This window comes from Streptomyces sp. ID05-26A, from assembly GCF_033794685.1.
Taxonomy (GTDB): domain Bacteria; phylum Actinomycetota; class Actinomycetes; order Mycobacteriales; family Pseudonocardiaceae; genus Lentzea.
In genome coordinates, this window is sequence record NZ_JARAYZ010000001.1 from 2,928,401 (window position 1) to 2,947,566 (window position 19,166).

General features: G+C 68.6%; 16 protein-coding genes and 1 riboswitch. Of the genes, 10 read left to right on the forward strand and 6 right to left on the reverse strand.

Annotated elements, in window-relative coordinates:
• The first annotated feature begins 40 nt into the window (after window positions 1-40).
• The 9 genes from metG to PV646_RS14600 all read left to right on the forward strand — a co-directional run bounded on the left by metG (window position 41) and on the right by PV646_RS14600 (window position 11,088).
• Window positions 41-1,831 (forward strand): methionine--tRNA ligase, encoded by a 1,791-nt coding sequence (gene metG, locus PV646_RS14560; protein WP_500341935.1) that lies wholly within the window; start codon window positions 41-43, stop codon window positions 1,829-1,831.
• Complete coding sequence (locus PV646_RS14565; RefSeq protein ID WP_500341936.1) at window positions 1,828-2,649, forward strand: TatD family hydrolase; 822 nt, start codon at window positions 1,828-1,830, stop codon at window positions 2,647-2,649. Before metG ends, PV646_RS14565 begins: the two co-directional genes overlap by 4 nt.
• Before the next feature lie 302 nt (window positions 2,650-2,951).
• Window positions 2,952-4,361 (forward strand): resuscitation-promoting factor, encoded by a 1,410-nt coding sequence (locus tag PV646_RS14570; protein ID WP_500341937.1) that lies wholly within the window; start codon window positions 2,952-2,954, stop codon window positions 4,359-4,361.
• A 106-nt stretch (window positions 4,362-4,467) separates the two neighbouring features.
• The gene (rsmA, locus tag PV646_RS14575) at window positions 4,468-5,304 is read left to right on the forward strand and encodes a 16S rRNA (adenine(1518)-N(6)/adenine(1519)-N(6))-dimethyltransferase RsmA (protein ID WP_500341938.1); all 837 of its coding nucleotides are present in this window, start codon (window positions 4,468-4,470) and stop codon (window positions 5,302-5,304) included.
• A gap of 88 nt (window positions 5,305-5,392) precedes the next feature.
• Window positions 5,393-5,486: riboswitch (SAM riboswitch) on the forward strand.
• A gap of 216 nt (window positions 5,487-5,702) precedes the next feature.
• Complete coding sequence (locus PV646_RS14580; RefSeq protein WP_452251216.1) at window positions 5,703-6,701, forward strand: methionine ABC transporter ATP-binding protein; 999 nt, start codon at window positions 5,703-5,705, stop codon at window positions 6,699-6,701.
• Window positions 6,698-7,381: a methionine ABC transporter permease gene (locus tag PV646_RS14585; protein WP_500341939.1), complete on the forward strand. Its 684-nt coding sequence runs from the start codon at window positions 6,698-6,700 to the stop codon at window positions 7,379-7,381. The genes PV646_RS14580 and PV646_RS14585 overlap by 4 nt, the downstream gene beginning before the upstream one ends.
• A gap of 29 nt (window positions 7,382-7,410) precedes the next feature.
• On the forward strand, window positions 7,411-8,211 hold the full coding sequence (locus PV646_RS14590) for a MetQ/NlpA family ABC transporter substrate-binding protein (RefSeq protein WP_500341940.1): 801 nt from the start codon (window positions 7,411-7,413) through the stop codon (window positions 8,209-8,211).
• 57 nt (window positions 8,212-8,268) lie between these two features.
• On the forward strand, window positions 8,269-9,231 hold the full coding sequence (locus PV646_RS14595; protein ID WP_500341941.1) for a 4-(cytidine 5'-diphospho)-2-C-methyl-D-erythritol kinase: 963 nt from the start codon (window positions 8,269-8,271) through the stop codon (window positions 9,229-9,231).
• Between the two features lie 81 nt (window positions 9,232-9,312).
• Window positions 9,313-11,088, forward strand: coding sequence for an ABC-F family ATP-binding cassette domain-containing protein (locus PV646_RS14600; RefSeq protein WP_500341942.1), 1,776 nt, complete (start codon window positions 9,313-9,315; stop codon window positions 11,086-11,088).
• A gap of 20 nt (window positions 11,089-11,108) precedes the next feature.
• Here PV646_RS14600 and PV646_RS14605 read toward each other — a convergent pair whose 3' ends face one another.
• A complete protein-coding gene (locus PV646_RS14605; protein ID WP_500341943.1) occupies window positions 11,109-12,440 on the reverse strand; it encodes a DivIVA domain-containing protein in 1,332 nt (443 codons plus the stop codon).
• Between the two features lie 100 nt (window positions 12,441-12,540).
• Between PV646_RS14605 and PV646_RS14610 the strand changes: the two genes are divergently transcribed.
• Entirely contained in the window at window positions 12,541-14,154 is a 1,614-nt protein-coding gene (locus tag PV646_RS14610) for a fatty acyl-AMP ligase (protein ID WP_500341944.1), read from the forward strand.
• Here the strand turns inward: PV646_RS14610 and pth are convergent.
• From pth to glmU, 5 genes are all read right to left on the reverse strand, one after another.
• A complete protein-coding gene (gene pth / locus PV646_RS14615) occupies window positions 14,151-14,714 on the reverse strand; it encodes an aminoacyl-tRNA hydrolase (protein ID WP_500341945.1) in 564 nt (187 codons plus the stop codon). The two genes, PV646_RS14610 and pth, sit on opposite strands and share 4 nt — an antisense overlap.
• Complete coding sequence (locus tag PV646_RS14620; protein ID WP_500341946.1) at window positions 14,704-15,210, reverse strand: DivIVA domain-containing protein; 507 nt, start codon at window positions 15,208-15,210, stop codon at window positions 14,704-14,706. Before PV646_RS14620 ends, pth begins: the two co-directional genes overlap by 11 nt.
• A 62-nt stretch (window positions 15,211-15,272) precedes the next feature.
• The gene (locus PV646_RS14625) at window positions 15,273-15,872 is read right to left on the reverse strand and encodes a 50S ribosomal protein L25/general stress protein Ctc (RefSeq protein WP_500341947.1); all 600 of its coding nucleotides are present in this window, start codon (window positions 15,870-15,872) and stop codon (window positions 15,273-15,275) included.
• An 809-nt stretch (window positions 15,873-16,681) separates the two neighbouring features.
• A complete protein-coding gene (locus PV646_RS14630; protein WP_189158309.1) occupies window positions 16,682-17,653 on the reverse strand; it encodes a ribose-phosphate diphosphokinase in 972 nt (323 codons plus the stop codon).
• A gap of 14 nt (window positions 17,654-17,667) precedes the next feature.
• The gene (gene glmU / locus PV646_RS14635) at window positions 17,668-19,140 is read right to left on the reverse strand and encodes a bifunctional UDP-N-acetylglucosamine diphosphorylase/glucosamine-1-phosphate N-acetyltransferase GlmU (protein ID WP_500341948.1); all 1,473 of its coding nucleotides are present in this window, start codon (window positions 19,138-19,140) and stop codon (window positions 17,668-17,670) included.
• Window positions 19,141-19,166 lie beyond the last annotated feature (26 nt).

The following is a 19,166-nucleotide window of genomic DNA, read 5'->3' on the forward strand; positions in this document are numbered from 1 at the left end:
CGGTGAAAACCCCCTGGCACCGCCTCCGTAGGCTATGTCCATGAGTGCCTCCGTACTGACCGCGGTGGCCTGGCCTTATGCAAACGGCCCCAGGCACATCGGTCACGTCTCCGGTTTCGGTGTCCCGTCCGACGTCTTCTCCCGCTACATGCGGATGTCCGGACACCGGGTGCTCATGGTCAGCGGCACGGACGAGCACGGCACACCCATCCAGGTGCAGGCCGAGAAGGAGGGCCTGACGGCCCGCGAGCTCGCCGACAAGTACAACCGCGTCATCGCCGGTGACCTGCAGGGCCTCGGCCTGTCCTACGACCTCTTCACCCGCACCACCACCGGTAACCACTACCGGGTGGTGCAGGACCTGTTCTCCGCGCTGTGGAAGAACGGCTACGTCGTCCCCAAGACCGAGATGGGCGCCATCAGCCCGTCGACCGGCCGCACGCTGCCCGACCGCTACATCGAGGGCACCTGCCCGATCTGCGGGTACGAGGGCGCGCGGGGCGACCAGTGCGACAACTGCGGCAACCAGCTCGACCCGTCCGAGCTGATCAACCCGCGCTCGAAGATCAACGGCGAGACGCCGAAGTTCGTCGAGACCGAGCACCTGTTCCTCGACCTGTCCGCGTTCATCGACTCGCTGGGCAGCTGGATGGGCACGCGGTCCGACTGGCGCCCGAACGTGCTCAAGTTCTCGCAGAACCTGATCAAGGACCTGCGGCCGCGCGCCATCACCCGCGACCTCGACTGGGGTGTGCCGATCCCGCTCGACGGGTGGAGCGACCAGCCGATGAAGCGGTTCTACGTGTGGTTCGACGCCGTGATCGGCTACCTGAGCGCGTCCGTCGAGTGGGCGCGGCGCACCGGGAACCCCGACGCCTGGAAGGAGTTCTGGACGGGCGACGCCCAGGGCTACTACTTCATGGGCAAGGACAACATCGTCTTCCACTCGCTGATCTGGCCGTCGCTGCTGCTCGGGCAGAACGGCGCGGGTGACAAGGGCGGCGAGCCCGGCCGGTTCGGCACGCTGAACCTGCCGACCGAGGTCGTGTCGTCGGAGTACCTGACGATGAGCGGCTCGAAGTTCTCCACCTCGCGCGGCACCGTGATCTACGTCGGCGACTTCCTCAAGGAGTTCGGGCCGGACGCGCTGCGGTACTTCATCTCCGTCGCGGGTCCCGAGAACCAGGACACCGACTTCACCTGGGAGGAGTTCGTCCGCCGGACGAACTTCGAGCTGGCGAACGAGTGGGGCAACCTGGTCAACCGCTCGATCTCGATGGCGCACAAGAACGTCGGCGCGATCCCGAAGGCCACGGCGCTGACGCCCGCCGACCACGAGCTGCTCGCGCAGTCCAAGGCGGCGTTCGACACGGTCGGCGCGCACCTGCGCCGCTCGCGGTTCAAGCAGGCCACCGGCGAGGCCATGCGCGTGATCTCCCTGGCGAACAAGTACCTGTCCGACCAGGAGCCCTGGAAGCTCAAGGACGACCTGGAACGCCGCGACTCGGTGCTGCACACGGCACTGCAGGTCGTGCAGGACGCGAACACCCTGATGACGCCGTTCCTGCCGCACTCGGCGCAGAAGGTGCACGAGGCGTTGGGCGGCACGGGCGTGTGGGCCGCGCAGCCGGAGATGACCGAGGTCGACGACCTGGACATCCCCGATCGCTCCTACCCGGTGCTGACCGGTGACTACGCCGGTGAGCAGGCCAAGTGGGAGTCCACGCCGCTCGAGGTGGGCAGGCCGCTGCAGAAGCCGTCGCCCTTGTTCGCACGGCTGGAGAAGGAACTGGGCGACGAAGGGCCCGAGTGGGCCCCGATCGTCAAGTGACGGACAAGCGTGAACGACCGCCGGTGCCGGAAGCTCTTCCGGCACCGGTGATCGACGCCCACACCCATCTCGACGCGTGTGGGGCCGTCGATGCCGCGGACGTGGCGGTCCTGCTCGACCGGGCGGAGGCCGCCGGCGTCTCGCACGTGATCACCGTGGCGGACGACCTGGCGGCCGCGCAGTGGGCCGCCGAGGCGTCCACTTGGGACCCGAGGGTCTACGCGGCGGTCGCCGTGCACCCGACGCGCACGTCCTCCTTCGGCGACGCGGAGAAGGCCGAACTGGAACGGCTGGCCGTGCTGCCCCGCGTGGTCGCGATCGGCGAGACCGGTCTGGACTACTACTGGGACTACTCGCCGCCGGCCGCCCAGCACGAGGCATTCCGTTGGCACATCGACCTTTCCAAGCGTGTCGGGAAGCCGTTGATGATCCACGACCGCGACGCGCACGAGGACATCCTCAAGGTCCTCGACTCCGAGGGCGCACCGTCCACTGTGGTGTTCCACTGCTTCTCGGGTGACGCGGACTTCGCCCGGCGGTGCGTCGACGCGGGGTACGTGCTGTCGTTCGCGGGCCCGGTGACGTTCAAGAACGCCCGTGCGCTGCGGGAAGCGGCGGCACTGGTGCCGCAAGATCAGCTCCTGGTCGAGACGGACGCGCCGTTCCTGACGCCCCATCCTTATCGTGGGCGTCCAAATGAACCCTATTGTGTGAATTACACAGTTCGCGATCTCGCTACGTTGCGTGGCGAAGATCTTTCTGAACTCTGCGCCGCCGTCACCCGTACTGCTCAACGAGTGTTCGGGCTGGACCACTGAAATGCGACGTAGAGCGAACGGAGTACAGGGTTACTACCCCCATGGGGTGACTGACGTCACAACATTGGCGGGGGTGTTTGCGCAACGTCGGCTACCCCGTTACTGTCCCGTGACCGTGCCACCTGAGCCGACCCAGTCGGTTCGGAGCACGCCCGCAGTCGGGGCGGGACCGAAGCCAGAAGCGCGAAGAAGCGAGACCACGTAGGAGGAGTTGCCGGGAACCTTCGAGCTCCAACTCGAATGATCTTGTCAACGCCAACTGTGCGGTGGCCTCACAGCTTCCGCAATGGAGGTATCGACCCTTGTCTGGTAGCGACAGAGCTGCTGCTCCGTACGACTTCAACGACGACACCGACTGGTTCACGCCGGTCGGCGGCGTGGCGGTTGACGTCGCTGACCCCCACCCGAGCTTCCCCGCCGGTGCGCTGACCATCACGCCCGCGGACGTGCTCGAGGTGCTCGGCCCGGACGCCGACGACCTGCTCGCCTCGGCGAACGTCGACGTCGACGAGCTGATCCGTCTCATCAACGCCGAGACGACGATCATGCCGCCCCTCGTCCTCCCGTCGGAGGAAGAGGAGCTCGAGGACCCGCAGGTCCTCGTCAAGGCCGCCTCCACGTGGAAGCGCCGTTTCCTCAAGGGCACCGTCGCCGCGGTCCTCGTGTCGATCTCCGGTGGCGGCGTGACCGCCATGGCGATGGACAAGTCGCTGACCGTCGAGGTCGACGGCGCGATGCAGACCGTCCACTCCTACGAGGGCACGGTCGGCGACGTCCTGGCGGAGGAAGGCATCGTCGTCGGTGAGCACGACGCCCTGTCCCCGTCGCTGAACGCCCCGATCTCCGACGGCGGCAAGATCAGCCTCGACCGCGGCCGCCTGCTCAAGATGAGCGTCGACGGCCAGGCCCGCGAGGACTGGGTCCGCTCCGTCACCGTCGAGGAGGCCGCCAAGCAGCTCGGCGTGCCGCTCGAGGGCGCGTGGATGTCGATGCCCGGCTCGCACGCCGTGCCGCTCGAGGGCATGAACCTCGAGGTCAAGACCAGCAAGACCGTCAAGCTGTTCGACGGCGCGAACCCGGTCCGCGAGGTCAAGACGACCGCGCTGACCGTCGACGAGCTGCTCAAGGCCGAGAACCTCTCCCTCGGCCCCGAGGACGCCGTCGCGTCCGGCATGGACGTGAAGATCGCGACCGGTGCCGAGGTCTACATCTCCCGCACCGGCGTCACGGTCATCAACGTGAACGAGCCGGTCGCGCCGCCGGTCGAGAAGACCAACGACCCGAACATGACCGCGGGTCAGCAGACCGTCACCGACCCCGGCGCGCCGGGCGAGCAGACCTCGCAGTACCGCGTGACGGTCAAGAACGGCAAGGAAATCAGCCGCGAGAAGCTGAGCAGCAAGGTCACCAAGGAACCGAAGCCCAAGAAGATCACCGTGGGCACGAAGCCGCTGCCCGACGGTGAAGTCTGGGACCGCCTCGCCAAGTGTGAAGCGGGCGGCAACTGGGCCATCAACACCGGCAACGGCTACTACGGCGGCCTCCAGTTCTCGGCCAGCACGTGGGCCGCGAACGGTGGCACCGCCTACGCGCAGCTGCCGCACCAGGCGACCCGCGAACAGCAGATCGCCACCGCGACCAAGCTGCGCGACCGCGCGGGCGGCACGTACGGCGCCTGGCCGGGCTGCCGCGCGAAGCTCGGCCTGCCGTAAACCTCTCTCCGTCCCCCGCCGAAGGCCGTCCGTGGTTCGCCACGGGCGGCCTTCGCCGTTTCCTCCCCTGCGACCTCCGCCGCGGGCCTGGTGCGAGAATGCACCGGTGAGCCTGCTGGGACCTGCCGAAGTTCGTCGTCTAGCTGCCGAGCTGGACATCCGCCCGACCAAGAAGCTGGGCCAGAACTTCGTGCACGACCCGAACACGGTCCGCAAGATCGTCACCGCGGCCGAGCTCACCGAGGACGACGTCGTCCTGGAGGTCGGGCCCGGTCTGGGTTCCCTGACCCTCGCGCTGCTCCCCGGCGCCAAACAGGTCGTCGCGGTCGAGATCGACCCTCCGCTGGCCGCTCGCCTCCCGCAGACGGTCGCGGAGATGGACCCGGAGAACGCCGGCAAGCTCCACGTCGTCCTCAAGGACGCCATGAAAGTCACCCAAGAGGACCTACCGGCACAACCCACCGCGATCGTCGCGAACCTGCCGTACAACGTCGCGGTCCCCGTGGTCCTGCACCTCTTGGCCGAACTCCCCAGCCTGCAAAAGGGTCTGGTGATGGTGCAGGCGGAGGTCGCCGACCGGATGGCCGCCAAGCCCGGCAACAAGATCTACGGCGTCCCCAGTGTGAAGCTCGCCTGGTACGCCGAGGCGAAGAAGGCCGGCTCGATCGGCAAGAACGTCTTCTGGCCCGCGCCCAACGTCGACTCGGGCCTGGTGTGGTTCCTGCGTCACGACAATCTTCTGTCCACAGTGGACCGGAAAAGGCTTTTCCAGATCGTCGACGCCGCGTTCGCGCAGCGCCGCAAGACGCTGCGAGCGGCCCTCAAGGGCTGGGCGGGCGGCTCGGCGGAAGTCGACGAACTGCTGTCGAAAGCGGGCGTTGATTCCCAGCTCAGGGGTGAGCAGTTGAGCGTGATCGACTTCATCCGGATCGCGGAAGCCTAGGCCGGGGATCCATCGGCCATCAGTGTGATCTGTCGAACGAATCCGGTTTTGGCTTGCGCAACCGAACGTCCGTCCGGTTGACTCTTACTTGCCATCCGGAGCGACTGAGAGACCTGGCTCTACGACGTCGCAGCAACCACCCGCTGGATGCGGGCAGGTGCTAACGCCAGGACCGATGGAGGATCACCATGGGTACCACGCGAATGCTGACGCGCCGTCGAGTCATCGACCAGTGCCGTCGCTCGTCTTCTGCATGTCGTCGCCACCTCGTCTAAGGCGCCTTCTCAAAGTCCTTTGACGCGCACTCGTCTGAAGAGTGGCGCACACCTGAGCAGCACACCTCGATCGCGCACACCCCCACCGGGCTGTGTGCCGTCGCGCGCAGCCGTGGAGCAGAAGTGATCACTGTCGAAAACCTCACCAAGTCCTTCCAGGGTGTCAGCGCCCTCAACGGCGTGACCCTCGACGTCGAGGCCGGCACCGTGCTCGGCGTGGTCGGCCCGAGTGGTGCCGGCAAGTCGACGCTCGCCCGTTGCGTCGCGCTGCTGGAGCGTCCCGACTCCGGGGCGATCCGCGTCGACGGCACCGACATCACCAGCCTCGACGGGTCCGCGCTGCGGGCCGCCCGTCGGCAGATCGGCGTTGTGCCGCAAGGGGATTCGCTTCTCCGTCAGCGCACGGCGGCCGGCAACATCGCACTGCCGCTGGAGTCCGCGGGCGTGCCCGGACCGCAGCGCCGCACTCGTGTGGGCGAGCTGCTGGACCTCGTCGGGCTCACCGACAAGGCCGCCTCGTACCCCGACCAGCTGTCCGGCGGGCAGCGCCAGCGCATCGCCGTGGCGCGCGCCCTCGCCGCCAACCCGTCCGTGCTCCTCGCCGACGAGCCCACGAGCGCCCTGGACCCGGAGACCACCGGTTCCGTGCTGACCGTGCTCGACCGTGCGCGCGCCGAACTGGGTGTGACCGTGCTCGTCGTCACGCACGACATGGGCGTGGTCCGGAAGATCTGCGATGACGTCGCTGTGCTGGAGCAGGGCCGCGTCGTCGAACACGGCAAGGTCCTCGACCTGGTCAACAACGCCGGAAGTCGCACGAGCAGCGCGCTGCTGCCCGCCGTCGACCTGAACCCGATCAACGAGAGCAGCTACGACCGCGTCGCGGACGTCGTGCTCGTCGGGTTCGCCGCGGTCGGCGCGCTTCTTCCCGAGGTCTCCCACCGGTTCGGCGTCGAGCTGAACATCGTCGGTGGTGGCCTCACGCGCCTGGGCGAGACGCCTGTCGCGCGGTTCCGGCTCGGCCTGAACGGCGAGCGCTCGGACTCCGCTCTGGAGTGGATCGGCGAGGCCGGCGGCTCGGTGCAGAGGTCCCTGAAGGGCCCCCAGGGAGTAGCTGCGTGAGGTCTGCAACACCCTGGCCCGACGTCTTCAGCTTTCTGCTCGAAGCCACCGGCGAGACGCTGTACATGGTCGGCGTCTCGACCGTCATCGCCACAGTTCTCGGAGTTCCCGTAGGTGTCTGGCTGCAGCTCACCGCACAGGGTGGGTTGCGGCCGAACGCCGCGGTGCACAGGATCCTCAGCTTCGTCACCGACCTGGGCCGCGCGATGCCGTTCATCGTGCTGCTGGTCGCGCTCACGTCCGTCACCCGCCTGATCGTCGGTGGCTCCATCGGCAGCACGGCGGTCATCGTGCCGCTGGCCGTGGGAGCGATTCCCTTCGTGGGCAGGCTGGTGCAGAACATCCTGTCCGAGGTGCACGTGACCGTGGTCGAGGCCGCGATCACCACGGGCGCCTCGACGTTGAGGATCGTGCGCAGCGTGCTGATCCGCGAGTCGCTGCCCGCGCTGATCAACGCCATCGGCGTCACCGTGATCGCCCTCATCGGGTACTCGGCGATGGCGGGCGTGATCGGTGGCGGTGGCCTCGGCGACCTGGCGATCCGCGAGGGCTACCAGCGCTTCAACGACCGGATCCTGTGGAGCACCGTGGCGTGGCTCGCCGTGCTCACCACCGTGATCCAGTTCGGTTTCACCCGTGCCGCCCGTGCGTCCGACCGGCGCCGGCACGCCTCCGTCTGACCCGTAGCAAGATTCTCAAAAGGAACGTCATGCGTATTCGTGCTGCCCTGATCGCAGTTGCTTTGACCGGTTTGACTGCTCTGTCCGCTTGCTCGTCGGGTGGTGCCAGCGCCTCCGACACGCTCAAGGTCGGCGTCTCCCCGGTTCCGCACGCCCAGATCCTCAAGTACGTGGCCGACAACCTCGCCGCGCAGAAGGGTCTCAAGATCGAGGTCGTCGAGTTCACCGACTACGTGCAGCCGAACACGGCGCTGGTCGACGGGTCGCTCGACGCCAACTACTTCCAGACCGTCCCGTACCTGGCGACGTTCACCAAGGAGAGCGGCGCCAAGGTCGAGTGGGTCGAGCCGGTCCACGTCGAGCCGCTCGGCCTCTACTCGAAGAAGGTCAAGAAGCTCGGCGACCTGCCGTCCGGCGCCAAGATCGCCGTCGCCAACGACGCGACGAACGAGGCCCGCGGCCTGAAGCTGCTGGAGGCGAACGGGCTGATCAAGCTCAAGGCCGTCGACCAGCCGACCGTGCGCGACCTCGCGGAGAACCCCAAGAACCTGCAGTTCGTGCCCCTGGAGGCCGCTCAGCTGCCGCGGTCGCTGGAGGACACCGACGCGTCCGTGATCAACGGCAACTACGCCATCGACGCGGGCCTCAAGCCGGCCACCGACTCGCTCGCGCTGGAGAAGGCCGAGGGCAACCCGAACGCGAACGGCCTGGTCACCCGCAGCGAGCTCAAGGACGACAAGCGCGTGAAGGACCTGGCGGAGCTGCTCGCGTCGCAGCAGGTCAAGGACTACATCAAGCAGACCTTCGACGGCGCGGTCATCCCGGTCTGAGCGTGACAGTGACCGGGGGAGGAGTCCGAGACCCCAGAACGCCCGTAGGCTGACATGGTGCTCGCAGTCGTTCCTCCCCCGGTCACAGTTCGCGTCCCGGCCAAGGTCAACCTGCACCTGGCCGTAGGTGACGTCCGCCCGGACGGTTACCACGACCTGGTGACGATCTTCCAGGCGCTGTCGCTGGTCGACGAGGTCACGGTCGCGGTCGCCGACGAGCCAGGCGTCGAGGTGTACGGCGAGGGCGCCGACCAGGTGCCCACCGGAGCCTCGAACCTCGCGTGGCGCGCGGTCCAGTTGCTCGCCACGCACGTGGGCAAGGACCCGGACGACCCCAAGGTCCGCGTCGTCATCCGCAAGGCCATCCCCGTCGCGGGTGGCATGGCCGGCGGCAGCGCCGACGCGGCGGCGACGCTGGTCGGCCTGTCGTCGTTGTGGCGCCTGGAGATCAGCCGCGACGAGCTGGCCGAACTGGCCGGGAAGCTCGGCGCGGACGTCCCCTTCGCGCTGTACGGCAGCACCGCCGTGGGCACCGGCCGCGGTGAGCGGATCGTGCCCGTGCTGGGCCGCCACCAGTTCCACTGGGTGCTGGCGTTCGACCGCCGCGGACTGTCCACTCCGGACGTCTTCGACGAGCTGGACCGCCTGCGCGCAGAGGGAGATCCGCCCCGCGTGGGCGCGGTCGAGGCGGTGCTCGAAGGCTTGTCCTCCGGAGACCCCCGTCAGCTCGCGTTGCTGCTCGGCAACGACCTGCAGGCCGCCGCCGTCTCGTTGCGCCCGAACCTGCGCCGCACGCTCCGCGCGGGTGTCGACGCGGGCGCGCTGGCCGGCATCGTGTCCGGGTCCGGCCCCACGACGGCGTTCCTGTGCGAGGACGGCGACGCGGCGGTGAAGGTGGCCGCCGAGCTCGCCGGTGCCGGCGTGTGCCGGACGGTGCGCGTGGCGCACGGGCCGGTGCCCGGAGCGCGTGTGATCACGACTGAGGAGCCCAAGCCCATCCCTCCCGAGGTGCACGCCTGACGTCGGTGAGCTGGTGAGCTGAGCCGTTGACCCCGCTGGGTAGCCTTCAGCGGGGTTTCTTTCTTCCGAAGTCGTGAGGTTTTGATGGCCAACCTGGTCAACCTGGAGTCCGTGTCGAAGTCGTTCGGCGTCCGGCCGCTGCTCGACGGCGTGTCGCTCGGCGTCAACGAGGGCGACCGCATCGGTGTCGTCGGCCTGAACGGCGGCGGCAAGACGACGCTGCTCGAGGTGCTGGCCGGGGTGGAGGCCGCCGACGACGGCCGGGTGTCGCGGTCGCGTGACCTGCGGATGGCCGTCGTGACGCAGCGCACCGAACTGCCGGAGGGCTCGACCGTGCGCAACGCGGTCATCGACCCGCTCGGGTTCGACGCCGAGCACGAGTGGGCGTCCGACGCCCGCGTTCGGTCTATTTTGGACGGTCTGGGGATCACCGCGCTGGGCCTCGACTCCGTGGTCTCGCGGATGTCCGGTGGTGAACGGCGCCGCGTCGTGCTGGCCGCCGCGCTGATCCAGGACCTCGAACTCCTCGTGCTGGACGAGCCGACCAACCACCTCGACGTCGAGGGTGTGCGGTGGCTCGCGGAGCACCTGCTGGCCCGCAAGTGCGCGCTCGTCGTCGTCACCCACGACCGGTGGTTCCTCGACATCGTCTGCAACCGCACGTGGGAAGTGGTGAACGGCAAGGTCGAGCAGTACGAGGGCGGTTACGCCGACTGGATCTTCGCCCGCGCCGAACGGCAGCGGCTCGCGGACGTGCTGGAGGAGAAGCGGCAGAACCTGGCGCGCAAGGAACTCGCGTGGTTGCGCCGCGGCGCTCCCGCGCGGACCTCGAAGCCCCGCTACCGGATCGAGGCCGCCGAGGCGTTGATCGCGGACGTGCCTCCGTTGCGCGACAACGTCGAGCTGCTGGCGTTCGCGAAGAAGCGCCTGGGCCGCACGGTCATCGAGGTCGAGGACGCCACACTGTCCATTCCGGACCGGGTGCTGGTGCGCGACCTGACGTGGCGCATCGGTCCCGGTGAGCGGATCGGTCTCGTCGGCGTCAACGGCTCGGGCAAGACGACGCTGCTGAAGCTGCTGGCGGGGGAGCGCGAACCCGAGACGGGCAAGCGGATCCAGGGCTCGACGGTCAAGATCGCGCACCTCTCGCAGGAGCTGCTCGACCTCAACGGGTCGATGCGCGTGCTGGAGGCGATCGAGGAGGTCGCGCGCCGCGTCGTGCTCGGCAAGTACGAGATGTCGGCGTCGCAACTGGGCGAGCGGTTCGGCTTCTCGTCGCAGAAGCAGTGGACGCCGGTCTCCGACCTGTCCGGTGGCGAGCGCCGCCGGTTGCAGCTGTGCCGGCTGCTGATGGCCGAGCCGAACGTGCTGCTGCTCGACGAACCGACGAACGACCTGGACATCGACACGTTGCAGCAGCTCGAAGACCTGCTGGACTCGTGGGCCGGCACGCTCGTCGTGATCTCCCACGACCGGTACCTGGTCGAGCGCGTGTGCGACAAGGTCGTCGCGCTGTTCGGCGACGGCGGCCTGACCGAGCTGCCCGGCGGCATCGAGGAGTACCTCAAGCGCCGCGACTCGCTGCGCGACAGGGAGTCCGGAGCTGCCTCCCCGGCCGCGGACAAGGCCCCGTCCAATGCCGCCGACCAGCGTGCCGCCCGCAAGGAACTGGCACGGCTGGAGAGGCGCCTCGAGGTGCTGCACAAGAAGGAGGCCGAGCTGCACGCGGCGCTCGCGGAGGCCGCGACGGACTCCGGCCGGTTGCTGAAGCTCGACGCCGAACTCCGTGCCGTGCTGGCGGAGGAGTCCGACGTGGAGGCCCAGTGGATGGTCGCTGCCGAGGTCGTAGAGGGCTGAGGTCGTAGAGGGCTGAAGTACTACTTGCCCTTGCGGCGCAGTTCGTCGGCGAGCTGGGGCAACAGCTCGTCGATGAACGACGTGTCGTAACCCTGGCCGGAGAGCAGCGCGTAGCTGAAGCGGGCCTTCATGACCTCTTCCGAGCTGGCGCCCAGCATGCCGTCGAGCGCGACGCCGATCTCCTCCAGCATGCGGTCGACCTGCGCGGTGCGGTAGCCGCGCGTGCCGGACGCCGCCTGCGGGATCCGCAGCTGGCGCAGGTCCTTCCACGACTTCACCGACGGCATGCTGCTGCGCACCGGACCGGCGAGCTGCTGCTCGATCTGGCCGAGGAAGCCGTCGACCTCGGTCTCGTCGTACCCCCGCCGGCCGATCAACGGGCGGGAGAACCGGACGTCGCGGACGTCCTTGCCGGTCAGGTTGTCCTGGCCGAGCAGCGTCGCCTCGATCCGGTCGAGGAACGCGTCCACCTGGGACTCCTGGTAACCGCGGCGGCCACGGGGAGGGCGGTGGAACGCGATGTTGCGGATGTCCGCGGCGGTGAACTTCGCGGCCTCCACGGACGGCTGAGAAGCGGGCTGCTGCACCGGCGGTCGTTTCTGCGGCGGGGACTGCCGGGGACGCTGCTGAGGCCGTGGATCGGGCTGTGCGCTGCGCTGCTGCGGCCGCTGCTGTTGCTGGGGGAGCGGCGGGAGCACGGTGGTCGGCGGGCCCGCGTCACGCGGGGGCGGCGCGACCTCGAACATCAGCACCACGAGGTCGAGGAACGTGTCGACGTCTTCCTCGTCGTAGCCGAACGTGCCGGGCGCGGTCTCGCCGAACACGGCGTCCTGCACCTCTTGCGCGGTCAGGTTGTCCCTGCCCCGCAGGGTCTGCTCGATGCGGTCGAGGAACGCGTCGATCTGCCCCTCGTGGTAGCCGCGGGTCCCCGGTCTGGGCTTGTGGAAGCGCACAGCGGCCACGTCGTCGGGGGACAACCGGACCGCGGGTCTCATCGCCTGCGACGTGGCGTGCGCGCCCTTGGCGGGTGCCGAGGCCTGCTGGCGTTGCGGAGTGGACCGCAGCGTGTCCGCCACGAGTTCCATGAAGACGTTGACCTCGTTCACGTCGTAGCCCGGGTCACGGGTCGCCGTGCTGAACTTGACGCCCAGCACGTCCTCGCGCGTGAGGATGTCCTTGCTCTTCATGGTGCCCTCGACACGGTCGAGAAACGCGTCCACCTCAGCCGCGTCGTACCCGCGCTGACCACGCGGGGGACGGTGGAACGCGACCAGGGCCACGTCCTGCGCGGAGAGCAGAGGTGCCGGATGCGCGGGTAGCGAATGCTGCGCTCCGGGGCCGCCCCGATCCACCAATGACCTCCTCCTGTGTACCTGTACTGGGGAGTATCGCGTTTCGCGTGGCATAACGTTTCGCCCTGATGGACCAAACGGCGCCACTACGATCGCGAACATGAGTCAGTTCGTGGATGTGATGCTGGCGACGGCCTCCAACGGCAGCGACAGGGGCATGACGACGGGGGAACCCGCCGAACCGGTCCGCCGGACCTGGGCCGAGGTGCACGAACGCGCCCGGCGGATGGCCGGTGCGCTCGATGTCGCGCCGGGCACCGCGATCGCCGTGCTCGCCGCCGAACCAGCCGTGATCGCCCCAGCCGTGCAGGCCGCATGGCTGTGTGGTGGCAGCGTCACGATGTTGCATCAACCCACACCACGCACCGACCTGGCCGAGTGGGCCGAGGACACGCTGCGGGTGCTCGCCATGATCGATTCGCACCTGGTCCTGCTCGGCAGCCCCTTCGACGCCCTGGCTGCCGTTCTGGACCAGCACGGAGTGCCCTGCAAACTGCTCTCCGAACTCGATGCGGAACCGATCGCTGCTCCTGTTCCCACCGACGAGGATGCCACGGCACTGCTGCAGTTGACGAGTGGATCGACCGCCGATCCGAAGGCCGTGCGCATCACGCACCGGAATCTGATGGCGAACGCCGAGGGCATGCGCATCGCGGCGGCACTGGATCCCACCTCGGACGTCATGGTTTCGTGGCTGCCGTTGTTCCACGACATGGGGATGGTCGGCTTCCTCACCGTGCCGATGCTGTTCGGCCTGGAATTGGTGAAGGTCACACCCGTCGACTTCCTTTCCCGTCCGACTTTGTGGGCCGACCTGATCACCCGGCACCGCGGCACGATCACCGCCGCGCCCAACTTCGCCTACGCGATCGTGGCGCGCCGGCTCGCTTCCTCGTCCGATTCCTTCGACCTGTCCTCGATGCGGCTGGCGCTGAACGGCGCCGAGCCGATCGACCCGGCGGCCGTGAAGTCGTTCGTGGACGCGGGGGCTCGGTTCGGGCTGCGGCCGGAGTCGATCCTCGCGGCCTACGGCATGGCGGAGACCACTCTGGGTGTGGCTTTCGCGCCCCTGTTCACCGGATTGTCGGTGGACGTGGTGGATGCGGACGCGTTGGAGGCCAAGCACCGCGCGGTACCCACCGAGGGTGGGCGTGCGTTCCCGTTGCTGGGGCCGCCGTTGCCGGGGCTGGAGCTGCGGGTGGTGTCGGACTCCGGCGAGGTTCTGGGCGTGCGGGACGTCGGCGAGCTGCAGATCCGCGGCGAGGCAGTCACTCCGGGGTACCTGACCGTGAACGGCCCACTGGCCACACAGGACGCTGAAGGGTGGCTGTCCACCGGGGACGTCGGGTACGTGGTGGAGGACGGCCAGGTGGTCGTCTGCGGGCGCCGCAAGGACGTCATCATCATGGGTGGGCGCAACATCTACCCGACCGACGTGGAGCGTGCCGCCTGCTCGGTGGAGGGCGTGCGGCCCGGTAACGCCGTCGCGGTGCGGCTGGACGCCGGGACTCAGCGCGAGCGGTTCGCGGTGGTGCTGGAGTCGAAGCTCGCCGGGGACGCCGAAGCCGAGAAGGATCTGGTCAAGCAGGTGACGGCTCGGGTCGTGGACGCGGTCGGGCTGCGGCCGTTCGCCGTGGTGGTGCAGCCGCCGGGGACGTTGCCGAAGACGCCGTCCGGGAAGCTTCGCCGGTCGGCGGCTGCCGGGCTGGTCTAGTGGTACGCGTTCTGCGCGGCCTCGAGTCCCTTGGTGACGAGGGCCTCGGCCGCGTCGGCCGCGCGGTCGATCTCCAGGGCCAACTGCTTGCGTTCGACCGTCGAGAAGTCCTTCAGGACGTAGTCCGCCGGGTCCTGGCGGCCTGACGGGCGGTCGACGCCGAAGCGCAGGCGGTGGTAGTCCTTGGTGGCCAGGGACTTCGTGATGGAGCGGAGTCCGTTGTGGCCGTTGTCGCCGCCGCCGAGCTTCATGCGCAGCTGGGCGAACGGGAGGTCCAGCTCGTCGTGGATCACGACGATGGTGGTGGGCTTGAAGAACTTCACGGCGCTCGCGACGGGGCCGCCGGAGAGGTTCATGAAGCTGCGCGGCTTCGCGAGGACGACGCGGTGGCCGGACAGGCGGCCCTCGACGATCTCGGCGCCGGACTTGTGGGCCTTGAACTTGCCACCTGTGCGGGCGGCCAGTTCGTCGAGGACCAGGAAGCCGATGTTGTGGCGGTTGCCCTCGTACTTGGGGCCTGGGTTGCCCAGCCCGACGATGAGGGCGAGGTCAGCGTCCACGGAACCGCAACTCCTGCTCGAGATCGTCCAGCAACGTGTCGACGGCCTGCACCTGGTACCCCTTGCCCAGCAGGCCGGACGTGGTGCTGAACCGGGTGTTGCGGACCTCGGTCGAGGTCATGGCGCCCCGGCCGTCCAGGTTGGCCGCGGCACGGATGATGAAGGCGTCGACTTCGGCGCGATCGTAGCCGGTGCCGGCCTTCGTGAGCTTGCGCGCGTACAGGTCCTCGCCGCTGTTCAGGCCCGTCGGCGGCACGATGCCGTTGCGGACCTGGAACTCCAGCAGGTGCAGGACACCGTCGACGCTGAGCGGGTCGTAGCCGTTCGGGACCGAGGCGAACCTGACGGTGCGCACGTGGTCCGGGTTCAGTCGGAGCCGGCCGGCCAGCGCGTCGGCGATGATCAGCAGGAACTCGTGGACCTGGCCCGGGTCGTAACCCTGCTTCTTGCGGCGGAACGTCTTGGACCGCACATCGGCGGGCCGCAGGTACTGCAACGGCGCGCCGCCCCCCTTGTGAGGAGGCGACGCGCCGTCGTTTCGGCCCGACGTGATGGGGCTCAGCTTTCCTCGGTGGCCTCGGCCGGAGCGGCCTCGTCACCCTCGAGCTGCGCCGCGGACGGCGCTTCGTTCACGGCGACGACGAGCGCGTCGGCGTCGGTGATCAGGACGGCGCCTTCCGGCAGCGTCAGGTCGCTGGCGTGGATCTGGGTGCCGGCGGCGATGCCCGCGATCGACAGCTCGATCTGGTCCGGGATGTTCATCGCGTCGGACTCGATCTGGATCGTGCTGAGGTCCTGCGTCAGCAGCGTGCCCGAGGCGGGCTCGCCCGAGATGACCAGCGGCACCTCGACGGTGACCTTCTCGCCGCGCTTCACGAGCAGCAGGTCGACGTGCTCGATGTAGTTCTTGATCGGGTGCGTGGTGACGGTCTTGGTGAGCGCCAGCTCGCTCTCGCCACCGAGGGCGAGGGTGAGAACGGCGTTGTGGCCGTGCTCGCGGATGACACGGGCGAACTCGAGCGCCGGCAGGGCCAGGTGCTTCGGGTCGGAACCGTGGCCGTAGAGCACCGCGGGGATCTTGCCGGCGCGACGGGTGCGGCGGGCTGCGCCCTTGCCGAATTCAGAGCGCTGCTCAGCGGCGAGACGGACCTCGGACACGGTGGGGTACTCCTTACAAGTCTGGCCTTGTACGTCGGGGCGGTGCACAAGTTCTCAGCGGTTCAGCTTTGGGGGTGGCCTGCGGTGGCGAGCAGCATGCGGATGACTTCAACACGCGCGGCATCGAGCCACCGCGTCGATCACGTTGAGCTGGATAGCTCGCCCTCGCCGAGGCAACCCGACCAGTGTAGGTGAGGGGGTGGGTGGGGTGCTAATCGGGGGTCGGGTGGTGGGGTGGGCGGGTGGTCGCCTTGCGGTCCGCTGACCTTGTTTCGTGGTCACCTTTGCGATCCGCGACCTTGTCCTGTGGTCACCTTGCCGGCGGCGACCTTGCGGTCCGCGACCGGGCGGGTGGCTGCCTTGCGTTCCGCGACCTTGCGGTCCGCGACCTTGCGGGTGGTCGCCTTGCGAGTGGCGGGTTGCTGTTGCGTGCTTCCCCTGGGGGCGCTGCCCCCAGACCCCCGGCAATCTGATCAGGGGGCCCACGCCATGAGTGGGTTGATGGCACGCCTGTTGCGTTGGGCGGCTGCCTGTTGCTTTGAGGGTTGCGTTGGCGGTGGGGTCCCATCACGAGTCACACCAAGAGCGGGCCACATGCCTGGAGGGGTGTCAAGCAGGCGAAAAGCGTGCCTGCTTGACACCCCTCCAGGCATGCAGCAAGAGCTATGGCGCGACTCGTGATGGGACCCCACCGCCTGGACCGCTTGCTAAAGACGAAAGACGGACGGCTCGCCTGCGGCATCGCGGACATGCATAGGGGCCCTCCGCGTCCCTTCGGGACTGGTGCGGAAGGCCCCCGTGCTGCTGGGTCAGGCGTTGCCGTCGAACAGTGAGGTGACGGAGCCGTCTTCGAACACTTCCTGGATCACTCGCGCGAGGAGCGGGGCGATGGACAGGACGGTCATGTTCGGGAAGCGCTTCTCTGCTGGGATGGGCAGCGTGTCGGTGAACACGACCTCCCTGGCGCCTGAGTCCTGCAGGCGTTGGGTGGCCGGGCCCGAGAGGATGCCGTGCGTGGCTGCGATGACCACGTCTGAGGCGCCCTCGTTGAGGAGTTGCTTCACCGCGCCCGCGATGGTGCCGCCGGTGTCGACCATGTCGTCGATCACGATGCAGAGGCGGCCCTCTACCTTGCCGACCACCCGGTTCGAGACGACCTCGTTCGGGCGGAGGGGGTCTCGGGTCTTGTGGATGAACGCGATCGGCGTGCCGCCGAGCGTGTCTGCCCACTTTTCTGCCAGCTTGGTGCGGCCCGAGTCCGGGGAGACGACGGTGATGTCGTGGCCCGCGTACTTGCCTCGGATGTGGTCTGCCAGCAGTGGCATGGCCCAGAGGTGGTCCACCGGGCCGTCGAAGAAGCCCTGGATCTGGGCCGTGTGGAGGTCGACCGAGACGAGGCGGTCTGCGCCTGCCGTCTTGAAGAGGTCTGCCACCAGGCGAGCCGAGATGGGCTCGCGGCCCCTGTGCTTCTTGTCCTGACGGCTGTACGGGTAGAACGGCATGATCACGGTGATGCGCTTGGCGCTGGCGCGCTTCAGGGCGTCGACCATGATCAGCTGTTCCATCAGCCACTGGTTGATGGGGGCGGTGTGCGACTGGATCACGAAGGCGTCGCAGCCGCGCACGGACTCCTCGAAGCGGACGAAGATCTCGCCGTTCGCGAAGTCGTAGGCGGACTGCGGGGTCACCGTGACGTTGAGGTGCTTCGAGACCTCTTCCGTCAACTCCGGGTAGGCACGCCCGCCGAAGAGCATCAGGTTCTTCTTCGGTGTGCCGGGCATCTGCGGGTTCACGGTCAGCGACCCTCCTCTGTGTTCTCGTCGGCATTCTGCTTCGCCAGGGCCTCGGCTGCTGCCTGAGCGGCGGCCGTGCCTTCACGACGGCTGATGACCCAGCCTTCGAGGTTGCGCTGTGGGCCTCCGGACACGGCCAGCGCGCCCGGTGGGACGTTGCGGCGCAGGACGGTGCCCGCGCCGGTGTACGCGCCGTCGCCGACCGTCACGGGCGCTACGAACATGTTGTCCGAGCCGGTGCGGCAATGGGAACCGACGATCGTGCGGTGCTTGTTCACCCCGTCGTAGTTGACGGTGACCGAAGCCGCGCCGATGTTGCTGTGGTCGCCGATCGTGGCGTCGCCGATGTACGACAGGTGAGGGACCTTCGAGCCCTCGCCGATCGTGGAGTTCTTGGTCTCGACGAAGGTGCCGATCTTGCCCTTCACGCCCAGGGAGGTGCCGGGGCGGAGGTAGGCGAACGGGCCCACGGAGGCGTTGTCGCCGATCACCGAGTCGCTGCCGTGGGTTCGCACGACTGAAGCGCCGGTACCGACCGTGACGCCCGAGAGCGTCGTGTCGGGGCCGATGGTCGCGTTGGCGCCGATCACGGTGCCCGCGCGGAGCTGCACGTTCGGCTCGATCAGGGCGTCCTGGCCTACCTGGACGCCCGCGTCCACCCACACCGAGGCCGGGTCGACGACGGTCACGCCGCCGCGCATGAGGCCCTCGACGATGCGGCGGTTCATCTCGGTGCCGACGGCGGCGAGCTGCACGCGGTCGTTGATGCCCTCGACCAGCCAGCGGTCGGACGCGATCAGCGCGCCGACGCGCTTGCCGTCGCCGCGGGCGATGCCCAGGACGTCGGTCAGGTAGAGCTCGCCCTGCGCGTTGTCGGTGGACAAGCGCGAGAGGCCGTCGCGCAGGACCGCCGCGTCGAACGCGTACACGCCGGAGTTGATCTCCTGGATCAGTTGCTCGGCGTGGTCGGCGTCCTTCTGCTCGACGATCCGCTGCACGGTGCCGTCGGCGTCGCGGACGATCCGGCCGTACCCGGTGGGGTTGTCCACCACGGCCGTCAGGACGGTGACCGCGTTGCCCGCCGAACGGTGCTCGGCGAGCAGGCCCTGGAACGTCTGGGTGTCGAGCAGCGGCACGTCGCCGTAGCTGACGATCACCGTGCCGGCCAGGTCGTGCGGGAGTTCGGCCAGGCCGCAGGAGACGGCGTGCCCGGTGCCCTTCTGCTCGGCCTGCACGGCGACGGTGACCTTGCGGCCCAGCGTCGCGGCGAGGGTCTCGAGGTGCTCGGTGACGGCTTCACGGCCGTGACCGACGACGACGGCCAGGTGGTCGGGGTCTGTGCCGGCCGCCGCGCGCACCGCGTGTTCGACGAGTGAGCGTCCGGCGATCCGGTGCAGCACCTTGGGCGTGGACGACCGCATGCGGGTGCCTTCCCCGGCGGCGAGCACGACCGTGCTGACAGGGCCCTCGAGCATCAATGCTCTCCCTAACAGGCTGGGTG

Coding starts and splice junctions, on each gene's coding strand:
- glmU (WP_500341948.1), bottom strand. CDS start 19,140: ATGCTCGAGGGCCCTGTCAGCACGGTCGTGCTCGCCGCCGGGGAAGGC.
- PV646_RS14630 (WP_189158309.1), bottom strand. CDS start 17,653: ATGCCCGGCACACCGAAGAAGAACCTGATGCTCTTCGGCGGGCGTGCC.
- PV646_RS14590 (WP_500341940.1), top strand. CDS start 7,411: ATGCGTATTCGTGCTGCCCTGATCGCAGTTGCTTTGACCGGTTTGACT.
- metG (WP_500341935.1), top strand. CDS start 41: ATGAGTGCCTCCGTACTGACCGCGGTGGCCTGGCCTTATGCAAACGGC.
- PV646_RS14610 (WP_500341944.1), top strand. CDS start 12,541: ATGAGTCAGTTCGTGGATGTGATGCTGGCGACGGCCTCCAACGGCAGC.